Annotated in this window: 19 protein-coding genes; 5 read left to right on the top strand and 14 right to left on the bottom strand. The window is 44.6% G+C overall.

Translation table 11 applies throughout. The annotated features are described in order from the left end of the window. Positions 1-69 precede the first annotated feature (69 nt). Positions 70-1629: a glycerol-3-phosphate dehydrogenase gene (gene glpD, locus BS617_RS05200; RefSeq protein ID WP_075171824.1), complete on the top strand. Its 1560-nt coding sequence runs from the start codon at positions 70-72 to the stop codon at positions 1627-1629. A gap of 35 nt (positions 1630-1664) precedes the next feature. On the opposite strand, the gene BS617_RS05195 is transcribed toward glpD, so the two are convergent. The 3 genes from BS617_RS05195 to BS617_RS05185 form a co-directional block, all read right to left on the bottom strand. Next, positions 1665-2480, bottom strand: coding sequence for a tetratricopeptide repeat protein (locus BS617_RS05195; protein WP_075171823.1), 816 nt, complete (start codon positions 2478-2480; stop codon positions 1665-1667). Between the two features lie 113 nt (positions 2481-2593). Beyond that, positions 2594-5071, bottom strand: coding sequence for a putative bifunctional diguanylate cyclase/phosphodiesterase (locus tag BS617_RS05190; RefSeq protein WP_075171822.1), 2478 nt, complete (start codon positions 5069-5071; stop codon positions 2594-2596). Positions 5072-5074: 3 nt separating this feature from the next. Then, entirely contained in the window at positions 5075-6256 is a 1182-nt protein-coding gene (locus BS617_RS05185) for a substrate-binding domain-containing protein (protein WP_212667407.1), read from the bottom strand. Positions 6257-6358: 102 nt separating this feature from the next. Here BS617_RS05185 and BS617_RS05180 point away from each other — a divergent pair, with 102 nt between their 5' ends. Continuing rightward, complete coding sequence (locus BS617_RS05180; protein WP_083610060.1) at positions 6359-7453, top strand: substrate-binding domain-containing protein; 1095 nt, start codon at positions 6359-6361, stop codon at positions 7451-7453. Positions 7454-7535: 82 nt separating this feature from the next. Here the strand turns inward: BS617_RS05180 and BS617_RS05175 are convergent, their stop codons facing one another. From BS617_RS05175 to BS617_RS05165, 3 genes are all read right to left on the bottom strand, one after another. Then, positions 7536-8339, bottom strand: coding sequence for a ComEA family DNA-binding protein (locus BS617_RS05175; protein ID WP_075171821.1), 804 nt, complete (start codon positions 8337-8339; stop codon positions 7536-7538). Between the two features lie 524 nt (positions 8340-8863). Beyond that, on the bottom strand, positions 8864-9292 hold the full coding sequence (locus BS617_RS05170) for an OsmC family protein (protein ID WP_075171820.1): 429 nt from the start codon (positions 9290-9292) through the stop codon (positions 8864-8866). Between the two features lie 267 nt (positions 9293-9559). Then, entirely contained in the window at positions 9560-10465 is a 906-nt protein-coding gene (locus BS617_RS05165) for a LysR family transcriptional regulator (protein ID WP_075171819.1), read from the bottom strand. A gap of 114 nt (positions 10466-10579) precedes the next feature. On the opposite strand from BS617_RS05165, the gene BS617_RS05160 reads away from it, so the two are divergent. From BS617_RS05160 to BS617_RS05150, 3 genes are all read left to right on the top strand, one after another. Next, complete coding sequence (locus BS617_RS05160; RefSeq protein ID WP_212667443.1) at positions 10580-11023, top strand: DoxX family protein; 444 nt, start codon at positions 10580-10582, stop codon at positions 11021-11023. A 13-nt stretch (positions 11024-11036) separates the two neighbouring features. Further along, positions 11037-11732 (top strand): pirin family protein, encoded by a 696-nt coding sequence (locus BS617_RS05155; protein WP_075171817.1) that lies wholly within the window; start codon positions 11037-11039, stop codon positions 11730-11732. A gap of 214 nt (positions 11733-11946) precedes the next feature. After that, positions 11947-12831 carry an AEC family transporter gene (locus BS617_RS05150; protein ID WP_075171816.1) on the top strand — a complete coding sequence of 295 codons (885 nt, stop codon included), beginning with the start codon at positions 11947-11949 and terminating at the stop codon, positions 12829-12831. Here BS617_RS05150 and rlmF read toward each other — a convergent pair. From rlmF to BS617_RS05110, 8 genes are all read right to left on the bottom strand, one after another. Beyond that, positions 12817-13869: a 23S rRNA (adenine(1618)-N(6))-methyltransferase RlmF gene (rlmF, locus tag BS617_RS05145; RefSeq protein ID WP_075171815.1), complete on the bottom strand. Its 1053-nt coding sequence runs from the start codon at positions 13867-13869 to the stop codon at positions 12817-12819. The two genes, BS617_RS05150 and rlmF, sit on opposite strands and share 15 nt — an antisense overlap. Before the next feature lie 107 nt (positions 13870-13976). Next, entirely contained in the window at positions 13977-15575 is a 1599-nt protein-coding gene (locus BS617_RS05140; RefSeq protein WP_075171814.1) for an OpgD/OpgG family glucan biosynthesis protein, read from the bottom strand. Between the two features lie 62 nt (positions 15576-15637). Next, complete coding sequence (locus tag BS617_RS05135; RefSeq protein WP_075171813.1) at positions 15638-16129, bottom strand: LabA-like NYN domain-containing protein; 492 nt, start codon at positions 16127-16129, stop codon at positions 15638-15640. Between the two features lie 18 nt (positions 16130-16147). Then, a complete protein-coding gene (locus BS617_RS05130; protein ID WP_075171812.1) occupies positions 16148-17932 on the bottom strand; it encodes a BatD family protein in 1785 nt (594 codons plus the stop codon). Beyond that, positions 17926-19914 carry a VWA domain-containing protein gene (locus tag BS617_RS05125; RefSeq protein WP_075171811.1) on the bottom strand — a complete coding sequence of 663 codons (1989 nt, stop codon included), beginning with the start codon at positions 19912-19914 and terminating at the stop codon, positions 17926-17928. The genes BS617_RS05130 and BS617_RS05125 overlap by 7 nt, the downstream gene beginning before the upstream one ends. A 19-nt stretch (positions 19915-19933) precedes the next feature. Then, positions 19934-20926 carry a vWA domain-containing protein gene (locus BS617_RS05120; protein ID WP_075171810.1) on the bottom strand — a complete coding sequence of 331 codons (993 nt, stop codon included), beginning with the start codon at positions 20924-20926 and terminating at the stop codon, positions 19934-19936. Between the two features lie 34 nt (positions 20927-20960). Beyond that, complete coding sequence (locus tag BS617_RS05115; protein ID WP_075171809.1) at positions 20961-21461, bottom strand: DUF4381 domain-containing protein; 501 nt, start codon at positions 21459-21461, stop codon at positions 20961-20963. Continuing rightward, positions 21462-22388, bottom strand: a complete 927-nt coding sequence (locus BS617_RS05110; protein ID WP_075171808.1) for a DUF58 domain-containing protein — start codon at positions 22386-22388, stop codon at positions 21462-21464. It abuts the gene before it with no gap. Positions 22389-22399 lie beyond the last annotated feature (11 nt).

Raw genomic sequence — 22399 nt, 5'->3', positions numbered from 1 at the left:
TCTAACTGGGTACATTGCTAAATCTCACTTTGCATAACCTAATAATAACGACGTAATAGAGGACTCCACATGGCAGAACATCAAATGACATACGATCTAGTTGTGATCGGTGGAGGCGTTAACGGCGCCGGGATTGCGATGGATGCCAGTGGTCGTGGTTTACAAGTGATGCTGTGCGAAATGAACGACCTAGCCTCTGCCACTTCCTCTAACAGCAGCAAATTGATCCATGGTGGCTTACGCTACTTGGAGCACTACGAATTTAGATTAGTTAAAGAAGCACTCGCCGAACGAGAGTCCTTGCTCAACAACGCGCCACACATCATGTGGCCCTTACGCTTTCGTCTTCCTCACCGCCCCCATCTGCGCCCTGCATGGATGATACGTATTGGCCTATTCTTATACGATAACCTTGCTAAACGTGAACGCTTAGCTGGTTCGCGCTCTATAAAATTTGATGCCAGTAGCCCTATGCAATCTTCCATTACCAAAGGGTTTGAGTACTCAGATGGTTGGGTTGATGATGCACGCTTGGTAGTGCTGTGTGCTCAAGCGGCTCACGCTAATGGAGCTGACGTAAAAACAAATACACAATGCCTACGAGCCAAACGCGTTGGCGCATTGTGGGAGTTAACACTCAAAGATAAGCGCACGGGTGTCGAACAAACGGTCATGAGCAAAGCATTAATAAATGCAACGGGGCCGTGGGCCAGCCACTTTTTTGAAGAGGCGATACAGGTTAAAGCACCCAAACAGATTCGCTTAGTCAAAGGCAGCCATATTATTGTGCCGAAGATACATGATGAGCCTGAAGCTTATATTCTTCAAAATGAAGATAACCGTATCGTTTTTGTGATTCCTTATGAAGATGAATTCTCACTCATTGGAACTACAGACGTCGATTATAAAGGCGATCCGTCGGCAGTAAAAATTTCCCAAGACGAAGTTAATTACTTATGTTCAGTGGTTAATGATCACTTTAAACATACCATTCAACCAGATGACATAGTGTGGGCCTACTCTGGGGTACGACCATTGATGGACGACGAACGCGGCGAAGCTCAGAAAGCCTCTCGCGACTATTCATTCGAGCTCGACGCCCCTGCGCAACAAGCTCCATTACTCTCCATTTTTGGAGGCAAGATCACCACATACCGGAAATTGGCCGAAGCAGCTACGAATGCTATCGAGCCATTTTTCCCAAATAGCACGGGAGCTTGGACAAAAACAGCGAAGTTACCAGGCGGAGATTTTGAATCCACCGAGAACCTAGCAAAAACCATTACTGAACAGTACCCTTGGTTGCCGGCAGCTTTAGTAAATCGTTTCGTACGTACCTATGGCACAGCTTGCTACAGCTTTTTAGAGGGGTGCCAGTCTATCAGCGATTTAGGTCAACATTTTGGTGCTTCGTTGTACCAGAAAGAAGTGGACTATTTAATGGCTCATGAATGGGCTTTTAGTGAAGAAGATGTCTTATGGCGACGTACAAAAATGGGCTTACGCTTATCTGAAGAAGAAAAAAGTACTCTCACTTCGTACATCAAGAGCACACAACCTGCGTCTCCTCCACCGACAATAGATGCTGACCCAGCCAGTATAGAAGTACCTGAAGCAATTCAGGTTTAATAGAGCTCAGATACTGAGCTAGCCGAACAGTGTACTTATTCGGTTAGCTCAACAAGTACTTTAATAGCAGAGGGGTGATGTTGCGCAGCGGCTTTACGAAGCCACTGAACCCCTGCCGCTTTATCTTTTACAACCCCTGTCCCCGTCAATGACATTACCGCAATTGCGTATTGTGCATCGGCACTGCCCCCTTCGGCTGCTTGGGCGAATAGCGTAGCCGCCTGATTGAGATCTTTCTTGACACCAATACCAGCCTCGTACAACCAAGCCAATTCAGCTTTAGCGTCAATATTACCTAATTCAGCTAAGGTGATTAATTGATTTGCCGCCTCTACATCCTTGCCTTCGGCTAATAAAACACGCACCTCAACCATATCATCATTTACATTATCCAAACGCCCTAGCATGCGCGCTGCATCTTTGTCACCACGTAAGGCCGCTATTGATAACCAATGGTTAGCCAACGCCTTATCGCTAGCTATGCGTTTATCATGGAGGTAAATTGCTCCTAACTGGTAGGCAGCAGCACGACTACCCGCCTGCGCGGCAGCTTCGTAATATTGAATAGCTTGCGTTAGGGATGCTTCTACCCCTTTGCCCTCATCGTACAAAATACCTAAGTTAAACAACGCTTCTGGGCGTGCATTTCCTTGAATGTTCTGCCACATCATTTTGGCCATTTCATAATTGGCCATCTTGAACTCAGCGTACGCTTTAAAGAGTTGAATAGAGGGCTTTTCAGACATAAACCCATCGGGCAACTCGCTGTCTGCCTGAGACCACCCCACGGATGGAAGCAGCAGTGACAGCCAGGTAACCCAAACAGCACAATAACGCAGCCAAAAACGCATAATTCCATCCTACGGTTTTTTATTTGAGTAAATCACAAAGCAACAAGTAAACAATGGCACTTTGGTACTCTTGCGGCTAACACAGCTAAATGGGCAAGCGCGAGCCTACTAGATTACGAAGTTCTAGGTAACGCATTATTGTATGCTGATAATAATAGCATCCACTGATCTTCTCTTAATGGATAAGCAAAGTGGTAGCCCTGGGCATACTGACAATCAATCGATATCAAGCTATCAACCTGATCTTGGGTCTCAACGCCTTCAGCTACAACACTTAAACCCAGCTCTTCAGCCAATGTCATGACCGATTTAACAATCGCCAAATCACGGTCCGAAGTAACTATATCCAATATAAAGCTGCGATCTAGCTTTATTGTATCTGCCGGTAAATTTTTAAGTGATGCCAGTGAAGAATATCCCGTACCAAAATCATCAATTGATACACGATAGCCCCGTTTACGTAAATCTTTGATGGTCGCCGCACTCAAATCAAAACGGCTCATCATGTCTCGTTCTGTAATTTCTAGTACTAACTGAGTGGCTGAGCAATCGTACATAGCGATCACATCATCCAATTGCTTACCCAGCCCTGGTTCAAAAAACTTCCGACCGGAGAAGTTCACCGAGAAAGATATACCGTCTAAATTAAAGCCTTGTGACTTCCATTCAGAAACTAGCGCAGCCACTTGTTTAAATACCCAATCATCAATATCTAAGATCAACCCTGTTTGCTCTGCAACATCCAAAAATGCATCCGGTGAAAGCTGACCTAGTTCCGGATGGTTCCAGCGAATAAGGGCTTCAGCCCCAATAATAGTAGGGGCAACAATGTCAAATTGAGGCTGAAACAGAAGCTCAAACTCATCGTTCTCCAACGCCCTTCTGATCCCTGCACTTTTATAAATTAGATCATGTGCTTCATGCGTCATTGCGTCCGTGTAAACACAAAACTGATCTCGGCCTTGTCTTTTTGCGTAATACATCGCGGTGTCAGCATTACGTACTAAAGTTTCAACATTATCCCCATGCTCAGGGTACTGGCACACACCTATGCTACTTGTCACATAGATAGGCTCACCTTCAAGCGTAAACGCTTTTCGTAACGCTCTATTGATTGCCTCCGCAAACACGCTAACAGCTTTAATGCTCTGGACATTCGGGAACAGCACCATGAACTCATCGCCACCTAAACGAGCCACATGCCCATTTGCACCGATAACGTCTAATAGCCTATCTGATACTTCTTTGAGTAGCTGGTCACCAGCACCATGCCCTAAAGAATCATTGATGTTCTTAAATTGGTCGACGTCTAAATACAATAAGGTAAATGGTTTACCCTGCTTTCGAGAATGAGCAATCACCGAGTCCAATTGCTGGTTTATGTATAACCGGTTCGCCATCCCAGTTAAGGGGTCATGATGAGCTAAATAATTGAAGTTTTTCTTTTCGTTATTTAATTGACGATAAATTTCTTCTAAACGACTCGCCATTTGGTTGAACGCTTTCTCGATTGTGTTCCATTCGTCTGTTCGATTCAGCGATATCCGTTGGTTAAACTCACTAGACTCCAGCTGATAAAAGCCATCAATCAGGGCATCCAAGGGACGCCGTATGTGGCGTTTTACCATTAAGCTGATAAAAACCACTCCAAATATAACGGCAACCAGAGCGGTTACCAACACCACAAACCGAAGGTCCCCAATATCTTGTTCTAAACGCTCTTTTAGGCTGAGCGCGCTTTCTTGCACTTGGTATTCGGTTGTTTCCACAAAGCTAAGAAGTTGGTTTTGCGAATCAAGCAACGACTCCATCACAATCCATCGTTGATCTAAATTCGCTCGTAATTTACGTAATACGGCGGTGTATTTTGCCAATGCTCGCGAAAGCTGCCTTTTATCTTGTGCGATAGCTTCGTTAGTGGCTTCTAAGTTTGCTAGATGTAACCGGAAAATATCTAGCTCTTTAAGCACTTCTAAAATAACAACTTTTTCTGTTTCGGGCGTAATGCGACTGCGTATAGCCCCTACCATCTTACCTACTTCGAGATAGCTTTCCCGGAGCATGTTCATTAAATCGATATGATCCGTAATGTAAGTGTATTTCTTGTCCAGTAATTGATCGATCTTATCTTCGGCCACTAATAAATCTAGTTGATCTATTTGCTCTCCTAGCCCAACATCAATGTGCCCTAACTCTTGCAGAATACGATTTAGCGTCAGTGAATTACCTAAAAATCGGTGAAAGTCTTCAATAAACAGGTCCATGTGCTTTTTAAAGTCATCATTTGTTGATAAGCCGCGCATCAGCTGCAGCTGCTCATCAATATTGAATCCCTCCTCTGTCAGAATAGACTCATTGTATAAAAACGTTTGCTCTAGTAATTGAACACGTGTCGATAGTTCAAATATTTGACGGCTCACTACCGAGTTTGTGGTCAAAGAAGAAACGTGTTCACTCGACTCTGTTTCTAAAATGGACTCTACGGAATACAAAGCACTGATAACAATACCAAAACCTACCCCTGTTATGGCCATCAGCATAAAGACTGTTATAGCTAAACGTGCACCAAGCGTTAACACAGCTTTTTTCATCGTCTACTTTTTCCACATATCTAAATAAGACTCTCGATACTCATTGGGAGGGTCATAAATGCCCGCACTATTTACTACCTGATCGATATTTGCGTCTGTCACCAAGTGAACCGCTGCCGAATACCCGCTGGGCTTTTGGAGGAGAAAAGCACGATTAAACTCATCTACAATTTGCCAACCATGCAGAAGAAGTGGCTCTGCCACGGTTGCACCTTGATACACGCCTTCACGTATACGCTGAAAAGCAGCTGAGCTACCATCACCCGCTGATAGGCTAATAGGCGCTGTACCATGGTCAAACTTTTCGGATTCAATGGAAGGAATTGCAAAATCGATATACAGATCATTAATCGTCAAAAAATGGGTAATGTCTTTGTGCTCTTTAAGTAAACGCCCAACAACTTGTGGCATTTGCTCCGCAGTTTTATCCAGCGGTACATGTTCGATACTAATCAACTCACAATGCAGACACTCTCTGATAACTTCCGCCATCCTGTCTGATTTTGATAACGCAATAGTATAATTGGGGTCTGTAAATATAACGACACGGGCATAACCATTAGCCTCTACCACCGATAACAGTGCCGCTATTTCTGCTACTTCCCTAATATCCGTTGTAATATTCGTAAACACGCCCAGCTCTTCGTCTCCCTTGGCATCAGGCAGTGCGTGCCAACCGATCACTGTTATCCCCAGTTCTTTCGCAGCCTGGAGTATCTTTGAATGGCGTTTGGCATCAATCCCGCCTAACACAATACCATCAGGCAAAAAGCCAATTGCTTTACGAATAGCAGCGCCTTGACGCGTCTCGGAGCCCGCTCCATCCAGAAAACGTAAATTCCAGTCTAAATGCCCGATGGCTTCGGACACCCCTTTTGCCACTCCATTGACACCGCCATTGCGTAAGTCGGAAGCGATAAAAATGATATTTTTTCCCAAGCCAGCAGCTGGCCCTTTGGTAGGGCCGCGCCATTGAGACTCAACCTCGATGGCTTCAGCAACACGGGCTTGCGCCTCATTTAAGAAGGCGGCTTGTACCGAAAGCGGTAAAACAGCCAAAAACAAAGCCAAATACAGACAAAGTTGGTAGATTAACGATTTGAACCATTTATTAACTGAAGTTTTGATGAGCAGCACCGACAACATAGGTATAAACGCATTAGATTTGGAGATGCGGCTTTTCATAGGCTGCACCTCAATTTTTTATACTCGCCGTCCCTGCGACTAACCTAAGTATAGGCAACTTTTACGATGATTTTTTTTAGGATGTTTATTTTATGGCTGGGAATGCTAATAACTATTCCCTTATCTTCCGCTTCCCTAGCTGATACTACTTTACCGGGAGCTGATGATAGGGATTATTGGCTACCTCAGCAAGTTAACGCACCGGGTATTTTATCGGCCTTTCAAAAAACCGTTAGTAGTAAAAGTGATCCTTACATGGGGGTCAATAAACCCGTCAATATCGCTCTTATTTACCCCAGTGCCGATGTCTCAGATTTTTGGACACGCAACTATTTGGCGCTAACTCGTCGACTATCAGAACTTAATATTCCCCATACGACTCAAGAATTCTCATCAAAGCAGATAGAGCATGCATTACAGTCCAACCACACCGATACTGTGCTCTCAAAATCAGATGAATTTGACTATGTTATATTCGGCCCATCCGAGCTAGAAGTTCAATCCGAAAATATACAACGTTTATCCTCAAGCCCTGATTTCAAAACCTTTATTTGGGCATTCCATACCCCTAAAAAAAAGTGGCAACATACACCTAAAGCTTGGTTCGACTTTTCTAGTTCAATTGGCGCTCAAGCCCTATGCGACTTTTTAATTGACCACTTAGGGGAAGACATCATGTTTGCCATGAATAGAGGTATCCCCGGAATTACGGATGATCAACGATCTCAAGAGTTTAGTGACTGTGTGGAAGAAAACGGCTACTGGTTAAATATCTATGAACATTTCGGACAGTACCAAGAAAAAGGCGGTGCCGACGGCGCGGCATTAATCCTCAAAAACTTCCCTGAGGCAGATGTGCTTCACAACGCTAATACGGCAATGGCAATGGGTGCTGTCAATACACTAGAAGAAGCAAACAGTATCGATCGGCTATTCGTTACTGGCTGGGGAGGTACAGCAAAAGAGCTACAAAAGGTTAAAGAAGGTAGCCTTAATGCTACCCCAATGCGTATGGGAGATGACGTAGGTGTTGCTACTGCCGAAGCGATAAAATATATTTTAGAAGAGCGCGATAACGAGCTACCAACAGTGTATCTTGGACGGATAACAGTGATTAGTCGTTCAATGAGTGACGAAGAGATAAACCAGTTAGCCGATGAAGCTTTTCGCTACTCGGGCATACCTGTTATTCCTTGAACACTTATCAATGATGGACACAAAAAAGCTAGGGTAAACCTAGCTTTTAACGACCAATACAGCTGATTACTACTCGTAATAATTACAGTTTTATCAAGTGCTCAATCTTTTTAAGTAGCTTTGGTCCCATACCTTTTAACGCCAATAACTCGTCAATTTTTTTATGCGGGCGAGTTTGAAAAATCAGCTTTGCTACTTTAACGGGCAAACCTTTAATACCTTCAAGTTCACTTAACGATGCTTTGTTAATGGATACTTTTTTAGCGATAGCCTTGCCTGACGGGTTTACTTTGCTAGCACGCTTACCCGATTTAGCCGCTTTTTTCGGTGGAGCACTCTCTGCATCACATTCGTGATTTAGTGGACTATCTTTAACAACCTGACTAGGTGCTAAAGAGTCTAAACGGTTTTGGTTGTTAGCAGAGTGATCAACATGACCAAAATCAACCGAAATAACATTATCGCTAGTACTACGTGAAACAACAGGCTTAGCCTCAACACAAAATAGGTTCTCGTAATTCACATAATCACGCGTGATGAACTGACTGCCGTCCCATTCCCGAACCATCAGGGTAATATACCACTGGCCTGGCGTCGGAGAAGTGAAAGGTAAATTAAAGCATAAATTAGGTAAGTAACACTGACCAGAAAGTGGCGCAAGGCTTGTATAAGCCAGCAACTCACCACCAAAACCACCACCGAGATATTGGGTAGGCAACGCCCACAATTCTAGCATCAAGCTGCCACTTATATTATCAGCGGAGCGATTGCTCAAAAGCTGTTCGATTGAGAGAGTAACTCGATCTTCCTGTATGCAATAACCGCTCCCTTGGATAGAGAAATCACTCACAGGCGATTCAGTATTGCATAAATGGGACACGTTCATAGGAAAAATCCTTTTATATTAATTAAGCGGTGGGGATTCTAACGTGATCAACCATAAAAAAATATTGCAATATATTAATAGTAAAACGCCCTAAAATAGCGCATTTTCTGCTTTCTTCTACAAACTCCGCATTAGCACTAGCATACCAGCTGAGACTAAAATGACTTAACACAGTGAATTCAGATACTTAAGATCAAGATTAGCCCCACCGCTGTCTATAAGCGTTAAACAAATATACGGCGCAATATGAAGTTTGCTAATGCCTTAACATGGTGCACTTAATGTGACCGCTTATACAGCCAAGGTTAACGACCTACTCACGATACACCAATAAGAACAGCCAACCATTTCACTTGTCTGCATAGCGAGCAATGGAAAAACGTTTAAAAACAAAAAGATTAATATACTAAAAAAGTATAAATAAAAGGCAAAAAAATACCGGGTATAAAAATACCCGGCAAGGAGCTCTATCGGAAAGGTAAAACTTACTTTCAATAACTAAGACCCAGTTACGAATAATAAGTTCACGACAAAGCGTAATTTAATGTAATTTCAGCATCTAATAATTTTGATATTGGGCAACCTGTTTTAGCTTTCTCTGCTATTTTAGAAAACTCTGTTTCAGAAATGCCTTCAATAGATGCTTTTAAGGTTAAGCTAGACTGACTGACCTTAAAACCTTCGCCCTCTTTATCTAAAGAAATAGCGCATTCTGTCTCTAGTTCGCCTTCTTTATAACCTGCCGACTCCAGAGCAAAAGACAGAGCCATGGTAAAACATGACGCATGAGCCGCTGCTATCAACTCTTCGGGATTTGTCCCGGCTTTGCCTTCAAAACGCGTGTTAAAGCCATATGGTTGATCACTTAACACACCGGATTCAGTGGATACATACCCTTTACCCTCTTTACCGAGTGACTGATAACGAGCACTACTTTTCTTGATAATAGACATAAACTCTCCTTAGCAATGTGCTAATAAAAGAAAACATAGGGATACATAACTTAGAAACACCTTATGTTTTCTTCAATACATGTGCTTCATGTAGGCCACTGTAGTTAACTTAAGTTCATTCTAATTGACAAGGCGGGATTAAAAGTCCCGCACAGGGATTTAATACTACGGTTGTATTATATAATTTGACACATGAAATTATTATCAGCCAAAAATCCTCAAAGATAATATTCACATGGTCGTCAGTATTACTACCCGTATAAACAGTTATAGCTTAGGTAATAATAATGTAGATTTTTGATCACACCCCTTAATAATTAACTCTGCTAAATATTGAGTTGCCTCTCCTGTTTTATCAATATCGGCATGATATAACTGAAAGTCCATAGAACGCTTAGCCCCAACTAACAGAGGAAGCGGCTTTAAGCTGCCATTTTCAAGGTATGTACTAATCGCTGATAAGGGTAACCAAGCATAACCTAGACCTTGCACTACCCATGCAACAGAAGTGTGTAAATTGGAAGCAGTCCATCGCTCCTGTGCTCCCAACCAGCCAACGTTAATGGAGCGCTTTGAAGATGAATCGCGCACAACTATTTGCCGGTAGGGTTCTAAATCACTTTCTGTTAATACCGTTGAGTGGTGTAACGGATGGTCAGGACGAGCAACCGCAATAAAGTCTATATTCATTAAGAACTCTCCTAAACGACCTGATAGGCTGCAAGGTGTAATCCCTAAATCAGCCTTGCCATCGCTAATAAGCTCTTCAGTGCCTGATAAAACGGTTTCATGTAACTCAACTCGGGTTACCGGATAGCGTTGCGAAAAAGCCGTGAGTACTTGGCTAAGTATCCTCTCTGGAAAAGCTTGATCAATTGCAATGACAACCTCTGTCTCCAACCCGACACTTAAATTATCTGCTAGCGCTTCTAAGTTCTGGACGCTTTCTAAAATACGCTCGGCTCGGCGCAACAACACACTTCCCGTCCCCGTTAAATGAGCCTTACGCCCCTTTACTTCCAATAAAGGAACACCCAGCAGACTTTCCATTTTATGAATAGCATGATTGATGCTGGAAGGGCTTTTGTGAATAGCCGATGCCGCTTGAGCAAAACCTCCGTGCTCAACAACTGCACGCAACATACGCCATTGTTCAAGAGTTACTTTAGCCACAGCACTTACTTCCTATTTTTTCGAAAAGTTTATCATATTTAATTCGCTTTTTTAGAAACAAAACTTGATTTATCGTTACGGCATCTCACAAACTTACTTGATAAGGAATACATGATGGACACGGCAATTATTCGTAAGGTTTTATTTTCTGACGCGGGCTTTGCACCATTAGCTCTAAGAGTTCCGTTAGGGATCATTTTTATGGTTCACGGAGCCCAAAAGTTATTTGGCTGGTTTGGGGGTTATGGTTTAGAGGGTACCGGGCAGTGGATGGCTTCTCAGGGCATAGAACCTGGAGTACTTATGGCAGGCCTTGCAGGTTCCGGTGAGTTCTTTGGTGGCTTATTTATTTTAATCGGTTTACTTACTCGACCAGCAGCTTTAGTGCTTGCCTTCACCATGCTAATCGCCATTGTTAGCGTTCATTTAAGTAATGGATTGCTATTAACTAACAATGGATATGAATACGCATTAGCGCTGCTCGCAGGTTCTATTTCATTATTGATCAGTGGAGCTGGTCGGGTATCTGTAGATTCGTTAATCACTCAAAAATCATAGGAAGGTTAATAGTATGATCTCTGTTCTTAAAAGTGACGAGCGTGGGCAGGCCGATTTCGGGTGGTTAAATTCGCGCCATACCTTTTCATTTGGCTCTTATTACAACCCGGAACAAATGGGTCTATCTCATTTGCGCGTTATTAATGATGATCATGTCAAACCCGGTTATGGCTTTGATACTCATGGCCATCAAGATATGGAGATCATCAGTTACGTTCTTGAGGGAAGAATTAAACATAAGGATACATTGGGTCATACCGAGTACTTAAGCGCCGGTGAAGTACAAGTTATGAGTGCAGGAACAGGTATAAAGCATAGCGAGTATAATGCCTCTGCTAGCGAGGCATTACACTTTTTGCAAATATGGGTCATTCCTCGCCAGTCGGGCTTAACTCCTAGCTATCAACAAAAAGATTTTTCAGCGTTTAACGGCCTGAGCTTATTAGTGTCACCGGATGGAAGAAACGGTTCACTGAGCATCTCTCAAGATGTTGAGATTTACCGTTTGCAAGCAACAGATGCCCCGATCGCAAAGGTCTTAGATACAGCGACCATTGGTTATATCCACGTTGCCACGGGTGATGTTTTAATCAATGGTGAACGCTATTCAGCAGGTGACGGCATAACTTTAACCGATGAGAATAAAGTACAGATGCAAGCATCAGACAATAGTGAAGCGCTACTTTTTATTCTGCCAACAATCGCTTAATCTCTAACCCTTTAAAAAAGTACACACCGATCTAGTCTCAACATGTGTACTTTTTTGCCCTTCTCACTCCATTAACCTTTGGTCATCCTCGTAATAAAAGTAATCAGGCCGAGTTTTCCTGCATTAAATGCACAGCTAGCTAGTCAGGAGAACAGAGATAAGGCAGACTAGTGCCTCATTAAAATCAGTATGCTATTTCGGAGTTTCTTTACCGATGACACAGGCGTTTTTAATCGCCCTGATGCCCGTTTTCATCATAACCGCACTTGGCATCGTACTTGGTCGTAAAACCTCATACCTAGACAACCCAGCGCTGAGCCAATTGGTTACTAATGTAGGCTTACCCTGCTTACTACTAAGTTCTGTTCTAAAAATGAACATGAATGCAGGGGGAATGATGACGTTAATGGCTGCAACAGCTTGCGCCCTCAGTGTTTTAGCATTAATTACGTTTGTTATTTTACGTTTAGCTAGATTACCTGTGCGTTACTACATTTCGGCACTGGTTAACCCTAATGCGGGTAATCTTGGTATCCCCGTTGTATTTGCATTGGCAGGCGAACAAGGGCTTGCTGCCGCTGTTGTTATTTCTTCCGTTGTACAAATTAGTCATTTCACTCTGGGTGTCGGGGCAATGTCAGGGAACTATCAACCCAAACAGTTGCTGCGCAACATGCCCGTCCTTTCGCTAGTCGTAGGCTTATTGATTCTACTTGTCGGCCTTCCTATACCCACGTTTGCGTTGGATACCCTATCGATGCTGGGCAACGTTACGGTCCCCATCATGTTGCTACTATTAGGCAAAACCGTATCTAGCTTATCACTGGGTGATAAAAGCCACTGGACTCGCTTAATTAGCCTAGCTGTCTACAGGCCATTAATTGGTACTCTAGTCGCCTTAGGTATTATAGAAATTTTTCCGTTAGCGCCTGCTCAAGCTTTGGCCTTATTACTCCAGAGTGCTATGCCTGTAGCAGTTATAAGCTACATATTAACCACTAAGTACAACGGCCCTAAAGAAGACATAGCATCCTTAATTGTTCTTTCCACGCCCGTTTCTCTGGTCATGGTTACACTACTGTGGTTATTGGTTAATTAACCAACGCTCATTAGCCCACGCCGCTTGCTCGGTTTCGCTAAGAAAGCTCCAACATAAAATACGAGTTTGCTTATTACCCTGTTGCATATTAATGATACGGCTTTGGGCAACACCCATCTTGTTTAATAAAGGCTTGAGTAGGCTTAAGCTCTCTTGCTTGGAGACCAAACTTGTAAACCAAAGGCATTGATGCGAAAAATCGCGGCTTTCTTGCATCATCCTTGTGATAAACGCAACTTCGCCGCCAGGACACCACAATTCTGCGCCTTGGCCACCAAAATTAAGCATCGCTGAAGAAGAATTATCAGAAGTGTTAACAGAGGAGTGCATAGGCGACTTTTTAGCTGAGTTTTTTGCTAAATTTTTTATTTTCCGTTCAGACCCTTCTGTTGCCTCCTCAATGGATCGGTGAAACGGAGGATTACAGAGTGTCACATCAAAGCGCTCATTGGGCGCAACCACCCCTTTAAAAATCGATTGGCTATCGGATTGTAAACGACAACGTATATGAGATTTAAGCGTTGCGTTCATTTGCGCTATTGTATTCGCGGTGTTGACAGCAACCGCATTGACATCAGAGCCTACAAATTTCCAGCCATATAAACGCGCCCCAAGAATAGGATAAATACAGTTTGCTCCCATCCCTATATCCAAGGCCGATACACGTTTGCCTCTTGGGATACACTCCTCTGAGGGAAGCGCCCCTTTTAACGAAAGCGATAATAGATCAGCAATGTAATGAATATAATCAGCGCGCCCTGGAATAGGAGGACATAAATAACCCTCGGGTAGGTCCCAAAAATCAACTTGATAGTGTAATTTGAGCAGTGCCTGATTTAATAACTTAACCGCACGGGGATCCGAGAAGTTAATCGATAAGTCGCCAAACTTGTTTTCTGTAACCACAGAACTAAGCTCTGGCGATGCTACAATCAGCTCGGGAAAATCATAACGTGAATTATGGATATTTCGCTGATGCAGACCTTTCCCTTGTGATGAGGGTGAACGAGAGACTGTTTTGCGGGATTTGGGTTTCATGAGGTCACTGCTAATAAGGAAATAATAATCTCATTATACAGCATGATAGAGACGTATGAGCGAGGAAGTGCCCCTCGCCCATCGTGTTTACTAGACTTGCTCGCCCCTTATAAATGCCCCGGATTTTGCAAGTGTCTATCTTCTTGAGCCGGTGGGGTATATTGGTACACCCATGTTTCGGTCAACGGTTGACCGTTAGACTCTAGATATAAACGCAAGTTAATAGGTGTTGTGTCATTGTCGACCGGAACCAGATCGAACATGGCTCGATAGCCACCAATGTACTCTTGAACACGTGCAGAGGTTAACTCGACCCTACCCGCGGATGTTGTGATAACCGGAGTAACTTCACTGTCTTTGCTTAGCATGCTTAAGCTTCCACCTTTGAAGTCAACGACAAATCGCTTACTAAAATACGTTCTCTTTTGACCAACAACACCACCAATACCTGTAAAAGTATCTACAGCTTTTGCGTATTTAGTTTCTTTAGCTGGCTTGCCGCTCCAATGTAAATTGTAGCTAAATAAAAGTTCTTGCCCAGCTTTGACCTCTGTTTCTGGGTTCCAAAAAGCCACAATATTATCAAATGTCTCGTCCAGTGTAGGTATCTCAACTAATTGGACAGAACCTTTTCCCCAGTCTCCAATAGGCTCAACCCACACACTAGGGCGCTTGTTATAAAACACACCGTCGTCTTGATAATGATCAAAATTACGATCGCGCTGAATCAAACCAAAGCCTTTTACATTGTTATCAGCATAGGCATTGAAAGCTAGGTTTTTGGGGTTAACTAAAGGCCTCCAGATCCATTCGCCTTGGCCAGTTAATATCGAGAGCCCATCAGAATCGTGGATTTCGGGGCGCCAATCCCAACCCGCCGCTCTATCATTTTCGCCTACCATATACATACTCGTTAAAGGCGCTACGCCTAAACGCTCAATAGACTTACGAGAGTATAAAGCCGAATCCACACGCATGTGTAATGAGGGCCCTGGCTGTATTTCAAAACGATATGCGCCAGTAATACTTGGGGAGTCTAACAAGGCATACACAACTGCTACATCATTATTACTACTCGGCTTTTCTAACCAAAAATGCGTAAACGTAGGAAACTCTTCAGGCCGGTTTAGTGCCGTATCAATAGCCAAACCACGTGCTGACAAACCATATTGCATTTCTTCGCCAACCGCGCGGAAATAACTCGCACCCAAAAAGGCCACAACATCACGTGTCCAGTCACTGTGAAACTGCATTCTAAAGCCGGCAAAACCAAGGTCTTTGTCGAACTCGCCGCCTTTAACACCCGACTTACCATAATCAAACAGATTTTTACTGTACTTGATCTCGTGAGCCACTTTATCAGCATCAAGCTCGTATATATGAATAGGCGTCTTAAAAAACAGCCCTAAATGAAATAGCTCCGCTCTAAACAGGCTTTTCTTATCTCTTTTCCATAACGCTTTGTCATGGTTATATCTTAATTGCTGGTAATCATCCCAGCTTAGGTTGTTAAGCGATTTCGGAATATTACCTTCATTACTTTTATACGGCATTAATGACTTTACACGCGCCATTTCTTTTAGGCGGCTTAAGTCAAAAGGAGCTTCTTCTGCCTTAGCTGCCATCACAGAAGATACTTGTAACAGGCTCAATAAAATAACAACTGCACGAATGGGGCGTATAGCTTTTAACGGTAGTATATGCATATTTAGTCCTTTAATAGTAAAGCGTAAAATTTAACAAGGCATCTAACAGTTACGGGTAAAGCCTACTTTCCCAGTAGCAGATGGTCCTTTATAGGCGTGAAACTTGTTGCAGCATTAATCAGCGAAGCGGCTGTGAACTGCGGCACACCAAAAATCTCGACCCGCTTGCGTAATACGGTACGCACTTTGTCCGCTAACAGATCAAAATCACCGTCTCCTGTCACCAAGACAAGCGTATCGGCATGCGGGGCATACTCCATTGCATCTAGCGTAATCCCCACGTCCCAATCTCCCTTGGCCGACCCGTCCGCTCGCTGTATGTAGGGTTTAAGACGTACCTCAAAGCCTATAGCCCGCAGAATATTTTGAAACTGACGCTGCTTTTCATCGCCTTTGTCCACTGCGTAAGCAATCGCTTTAACGACTGTTCGGTCAAAGGTTACGCATGCCCAAAACTCGTTATAATCGAAGTTGGCTTGGTAAGCCTGCCGAGTGGTGTAATACACATTTTGCACATCAACTAATATAACCACTTTCTCAACAGGCTTAGTCATAGCGTCTTTTCCTTTGGTTTAGGTGGAATGCAGGGGCGAGAGAGGAACCAGCGTAGAACGTGATTGAGTATCAGCGTCTGGTTGGTAGCTTTTTATGACGTCCCAAAGCTCACTTCCCTGCCATTGATGATTGATTTGCGAAGCACTAGCGGTAGAAGTTGACTGACTATAAGCCTGGCGCTGCAACTCGGCAATGGCTATTTTAAGCTCGGGGGAAACTCTACGCATTAACTGATTAAGATTGCGGCAATCGGGCCATACCTGCTGTCCCCATGCAATTAACGCATGGCGTGTGGCTCCAACATCATTAGCTAAACAAGCATCCTTAATAGCTCGCTTTGATGCGTCTGTATGTCCAGTATGGGCGCTTGATGAAGTCGTCGAACGAGTCAAACTTTCATTTGCCAGCTGCTGACGAGGAAAGAGCCGGATACACAAAACGGTCACCAAACTCCCCAACACGCCTGCAATCACGGCAAGCCACCAATAATCCACCCATGAAGACGGCGGATTAGGCGATTGTTCAACTAGCACCGCACTGGAGTCAGTGCTTTTTGGCTCAGTGGGTTGTGTGCCTTCAGTCTCAGGTAATAGCGTAGGCTGTGTACTATTGTTCTGTTGGAGCACTGACTGGGTAATTGTATTACCTTTGGCTACCGTCATTTTGCGGGCCGCCAAGCTAGCGACCTCTTCGGTATCACTATTCACATTCCACCAAGGTATTTGCAACGCGGGTAATTCCAACGTTCCTTCTTGGGATGGAATCAAAGTCACTTCCACTGACATGGTTGATGAAAGTTTGCCATCAGTAAATGTCTGCTCTAACTGAGGGGTCCCTGCATACTGCTTTAGGCCAGTAGCATCAGGTAAAACCAGCGAAGAGAGCTGATTACTCGTAAGGCCATTCGCTGTCAGCGTGATAGTTCGGGTAACAGGCTCGCCGACCCTAAACTCATCACTACTCCAACTTTCTTCTAGCACCACTGAGCTTGAGGGTAACCAAGTAGCGCCGGTGAAGTCAGCAGGAATCCCTGCTACGTCCAATTCATAGCTATCTGCCGAAAGTTGAAAACGTCGTAAGTTACTAGGATCAATGTAACGGCTGTTAAATGTGCGATTAGTGGTGCCTTGCGCGGGTATTTGCCCAATTAATGAAGCGCCTTCAATTGAAAGCACTCCACTTTGTTCGGGTGTAATTAACCATGACTGTTCAACCACCGTCACAACTTGACCGTCAACGTATTTTTGAGATTTGGTTTGATCCCCTAAAGCCTCAATAAGAGCCTTGCCTTGAGTAACCTTAGGCTGCTCAATAGAGCCATTATAAACCTGCTGGCCTAACAGTAAGCTCGCGGTATAAATAATGGGTTGCTGAACCCGAGGAGTTTGGGTGGATAAGCGGGCATCCAGCTCAATACCGCCCTCAGAAGCTGCAGGCAAATCAACTTTAGACACTCTAATCGCATGCGGTGCTGTTGTATCGCCATCGACCGTCAATGCAGGTACTGTTACATCACCCGATTGTTTAGGTAGCAGGACTAAAATGAGCTCACTAGTGCGCTGATAATCACCATTAATAATGGTAATACCGGATTGTTGGCCGCGTTGAAGAATATCAAACTTACCTTCAAGGGGAGATAGATCAACACTATCCGCATCTTTGCCTGCTAGATCAATCGTTAACCGTATTGACTCCCCTTGGTTAATAACGGTTTGACTCACCTGGCTTTTCACCGTTGCGAATGCACTAACACTTGATAAGCACAACAGCACAGCCAAGCAAATGCCTTTACGCATTACCATGTTTTACCCCCTGTCTCTTTTGGCTCGTCTTGACGGTACTGATATAAAAACTTACGACGCCATAAACCAGCAGGATCATCCACTATGCGATTGATCAACTGTTGACGAGCTTGTTCGGATTCATCAATTGGCTGAGTATCAGACAAAGCGGCTGCATGAGACTCATCCTGTGTTCCCTGCTCTGCTTTATCCACTTGTTCCTTTAGGTATTCTGAAGCTTGTTGCTGCTGCTGAGCTAACGCTTGTTCGGACTGCTCTGAAGCGGGCTGCGGTTCAGCCGGTTCTTGTTCGCCTGAGGCACCTTCAGCTTCCTCCCCCGCTTTCGAGTTTTTGGACGTTTGAGGGGGTTGCTGATCAGAATTTCCGGAAGCCTGAGTCGACGAAGATGATGCCTCCCCCGATTGCTCATCGCTTTGCTGTTCTTGAGAATCGGACGCTTGATCTGAATTTTGTTGCTCTGAGGCTGAGTTAGACGGCTCTTGGTTTTGCTGGCCTGCCTCGCCTTGCTGATTTTGTCCGCTAGAGTCTTGTTGCTGGTCTTGTTGCTGCTCCTGCTGCTGCTTTTGCTGTTCTTTTAACTTTTCGAGTTGCTCCTTGTTGTAGGCTGCATCCTCAAAATTTGGCAGTAATGCTAGTGCGTTATTGTAAGCATCAATAGCAGAATCAACATCGCCCATTTTAGCCAGTATATTACCCCGGTTATACCAGTCAGTTGCCGTTTCAGGTTGAGTTAAGCTGTTTAGAGCTGCTTCATAATTGCTGGATTCGTATTCAGCGACCTGCTTCCAGCGCGGGTCTAAGAACTGTTGAGCCGCGGCTTCTTTATCGCCTTGTTTATAGGCCGCTTGCGCCTGCTGATCGGGAGTCTGCCATAAATCCTGCCATACGCCAGCATGCACAGGCGACACATGGGTCGCCATTAAGCTGATAAATACTGCCGGTAGCAGTATATTGAGAAAACCACGACGGAATAAAGGCAATAGAAACGGTAAAGCCAACAAGGCAAACCAGGGGCCCTCTGCAATCCAAATATCGACTTTTCCGGCATCCTTTTGATTCAGTTCTGTTGCGGCTTGTCGCTCTGCCTCGAAACGACTAACCAACTGGGTAATATCCGAATCGTTGGCAACCAATTGATAGGCACTTCCCCCTCCTAACGCGGCGGCTTCTCGCATGGCAGACACGTCTGTGCGCGCAACAATAACCTGCCCGGAATTATCCCTCATTGGCCCAGCCTGAGTAGGGATTGGCGCTCCTTGCTGGGTGCCTACCGCTAAAATGGATAACGTCCTGCCTTGCTGAGCTACACTCGTGGCTTGAGCCGCTACCTGCGCCGGATCAACTTCGTCGCTCACTAACAGAATATTGCCTTGCTGTATGCCAGCCTGTGTCAGCATATCATTCGCTTTTCGAATGGCTATATCCGCGCGATTGCCCGGTGCAGGCATGATACTCGGCTCCATCACGGGTAGTTGAGCCAAAATGGTATTGGTATCCTGAGTCAAGGGCGTAACGGCAAAAGCATCACCTGCATATACCAGCAAGGCTATCTGACTATCAGGCAAGCGCTGAATTAAATCCTCAATTTTAAAACGAGCACGTTGCAAACGGGTGGGTTTTAAATCCGTGGCAAGCATCGAAGCTGATAAATCCAACGCGATAACAACGGCTCCACCCTGTTTAAAAGCAGGCACAGGCTGTTTCTTCCATACTGGCTGAGCCGCGGCGACAGCCAATAACGCACTTACAATCAGCGTGGTTACTGGTAATGCAACCTTGGTTATCCCCTGTTTGGAAGATGATATTTGATCGCCTTGCGATAGCAAAATAGGTAACAGCTCAGGATCACATACTTGCGACCAATGGTCCTTCCCTTCATGAGAGCGTTTCCACAAATAACCCATCCCAAGCAATAGTGGAAATAGCAATAACCATAGCGGCTGCTGAAAGTGAAATGATGCAAAGAGGCTATTCGAGAACATACTTAACTCCACTGACGGCCTAAGCCTTGCGTCTTTGTAATATGCTAACCAAACACAAAGCCAAAATGCCGCCTAATAACGGCCACTGGTATAAAGAAATAATGGGGCGATAATAATCTGAGCCTTGATCCACAGGCTCTAACTTATCTAGCTCGGCATATATCTCAGATAATTGCTGCAGATCCGTAGCGCGGAAGTATCGACCGCCAGTTTTTTCAGCAATATTTTTAAGCGCCGCCTCATCAATTTCAGGGGAGCCTCCCCGCCCTAAGAACCGCCTTAATAAATCTACTTGGCTGCTGTCTCGGCCAATACCAATGGTATAAACAGTCACATCTTCGGCAGCAGCCAATTCTGCCGCTTTATTAGGCGATAGCACGCCGGCTGTTGTCGTTCCGTCGGTTAACAACACCAACACTCGCTGCTGGCTCTTGCCTTCTTTAAAACGCTTCACCGCTAACCCGATCGCATCACCAATTGCAGTTCGTTGTCCTGCTAAGCCGATTTGCGCTTCATTTAACAATTGTTTAACTGTTTTTAAATCACGTGTTAACGGTGCTTGAAGATATGCTTGCTCGCCAAATAGAATCAAACCGACTCGATCCCCTTCACGTCGTTCAACAAAATCGCCTGCTACCACTTTAGTTGCAACCAACCGGTTGATTAATTGCCCGCCTAATTGAAAGTCTTGCTCTTGCATACTCTCGGATAAATCTATGGCGAGCATCATATCGCGCCCCTCTAGTTGTTGAGGTACGGGCTCTCCTAACCATTGAGGACGCGCTGCCGCCGCTAAGAGTAAAAACCAGGCAAGATACGCTAATAAAATGAGGCCCAAACGACGGCTTTGATAAGCACTGCTAGATACACCCTCTACTGCATGACCAATCGCGCGAATAAAAGGCACTTTCATGCCTCTTTGCCTATCAGAGTTAAGCGGGCTTAAAAGCTGCCTTATCACCCAAGGCAAAGGCACGAGCACAAACAACCACGGCCAAGCAAACTCAAACATCTTTATTTCCCAGCATTGTTATTGTTAACCATCGCTATTTCCAAACACCATCATTAGCTTTTACCTTGGCTTGACGTATCCACTGACGACAAAACGTTATTAAGCTTGGGATATCCGCGTTAAATGAATCAAGCGCCTGATAAGGCCCTAAGACGAGCGGTTGAACTGTTTCATCCTTTGCATTTTTACTGTGCTGCTTTAAGAACTGTATCCAATCTTCTCCCGATAGACGGGCTATATCAGCCTGTGGGTACAAAGAAAGCGCTGTTCGTTTGAGCAACACATTGCACTCGACTACGGCTTGTTGTTGATCCAAGGGGGTTTGCTTGCTGGTCTGATAGCGACGGTCTATTTGCGCTAATACACGCAACGCATAGCGCCTTGGGCTAGTTCGGTAATGACGGAACCGCCAAACTCCCAACCCCACAGTAATAATGATGAGCAACAACAATAGCCACCAGCCGTAGGCTAATGGCCACCAGCTAATTGGCTCAGGAAGATGTATGTTGCGCAACTGAAGCTGACTAGTATCCATTTATCGCCCCTCTTTTGCTGTAGGCGAGGCAAACAAAGGATGTTGATGCGTTTGCCAATGCGCAAATTCAACCCCTCGTAAATGGTGCACATAATCTAAACGCTGTACCCGCTCTTCAAACTGATTCACGTAACGGGCTTGTTGTTTTGCATTAGGATTAACTGTTATCTCTTGGCCTTCACCCAAGAAGCGGTAGGGCTTACCTTCAGGTAAACGCTGCTCTAACGGATCTGAAATGAGAACTAACTTTAACTCACACCGCTGAGCTAGACGCATTAAATGCTGTTGCGCCGCTTCATCTACATCATGAAAGTCACTAAATAAGTAAACTAAAGTTCCGCTTGGTAAGTAACTTTCTGCCTGAGCCAGTGCGCTTGAAAGGGAAGTCAATGAGTGTGAGGTGGGACGTTGACTACTCGCTTCTGCCAACGCCGACACCATTCGCATCACTTGTTGCCTATTGTTACTAGGCTTAAAGATGGTGCTTTGTTCTGTCCCTAATAGTTGGCCACCAATGCGATCACCATTGGCCAAAGTTGTCCACATGACCATGGTTGCTGCATAACAAGCTAAGACCGATTTAAAATGGCCTTGCGTAGCAAAATACATGGGCGAACGCAGATCAACGAGCACAAATACAGGCCTTTCGCGCTCTTCGCGATATAACTTGGTATGTGCTTCTCCGGTCCTCGCCATCAAGCGCCAGTCTAAATGACGTATATCGTCTCCAGGCTGGTACTCACGTACATCGTCAAATTCCATACCACGACCGCGAATATGACTCAAATGATGCCCTTCTCGAATAGCCATACGCTCACGGCTATGCCCACGAGCAGGAGGCCAGTATCGCAAATTAATCAGCTCATCCAACGAGACAACATGTCGCTTATGCGGTACTGGTCGAGGTGTTTTATCACCAACAAACATATCTCACCTTC

This window comes from Neptunomonas phycophila (assembly GCF_001922575.1).
Classification (GTDB): Bacteria; Pseudomonadota; Gammaproteobacteria; order Pseudomonadales; family Balneatricaceae; genus Neptunomonas; species Neptunomonas phycophila.
Note: the sequence above shows the minus strand (reverse complement) of the source record. Positions and strands in the feature narration are given on the sequence as shown.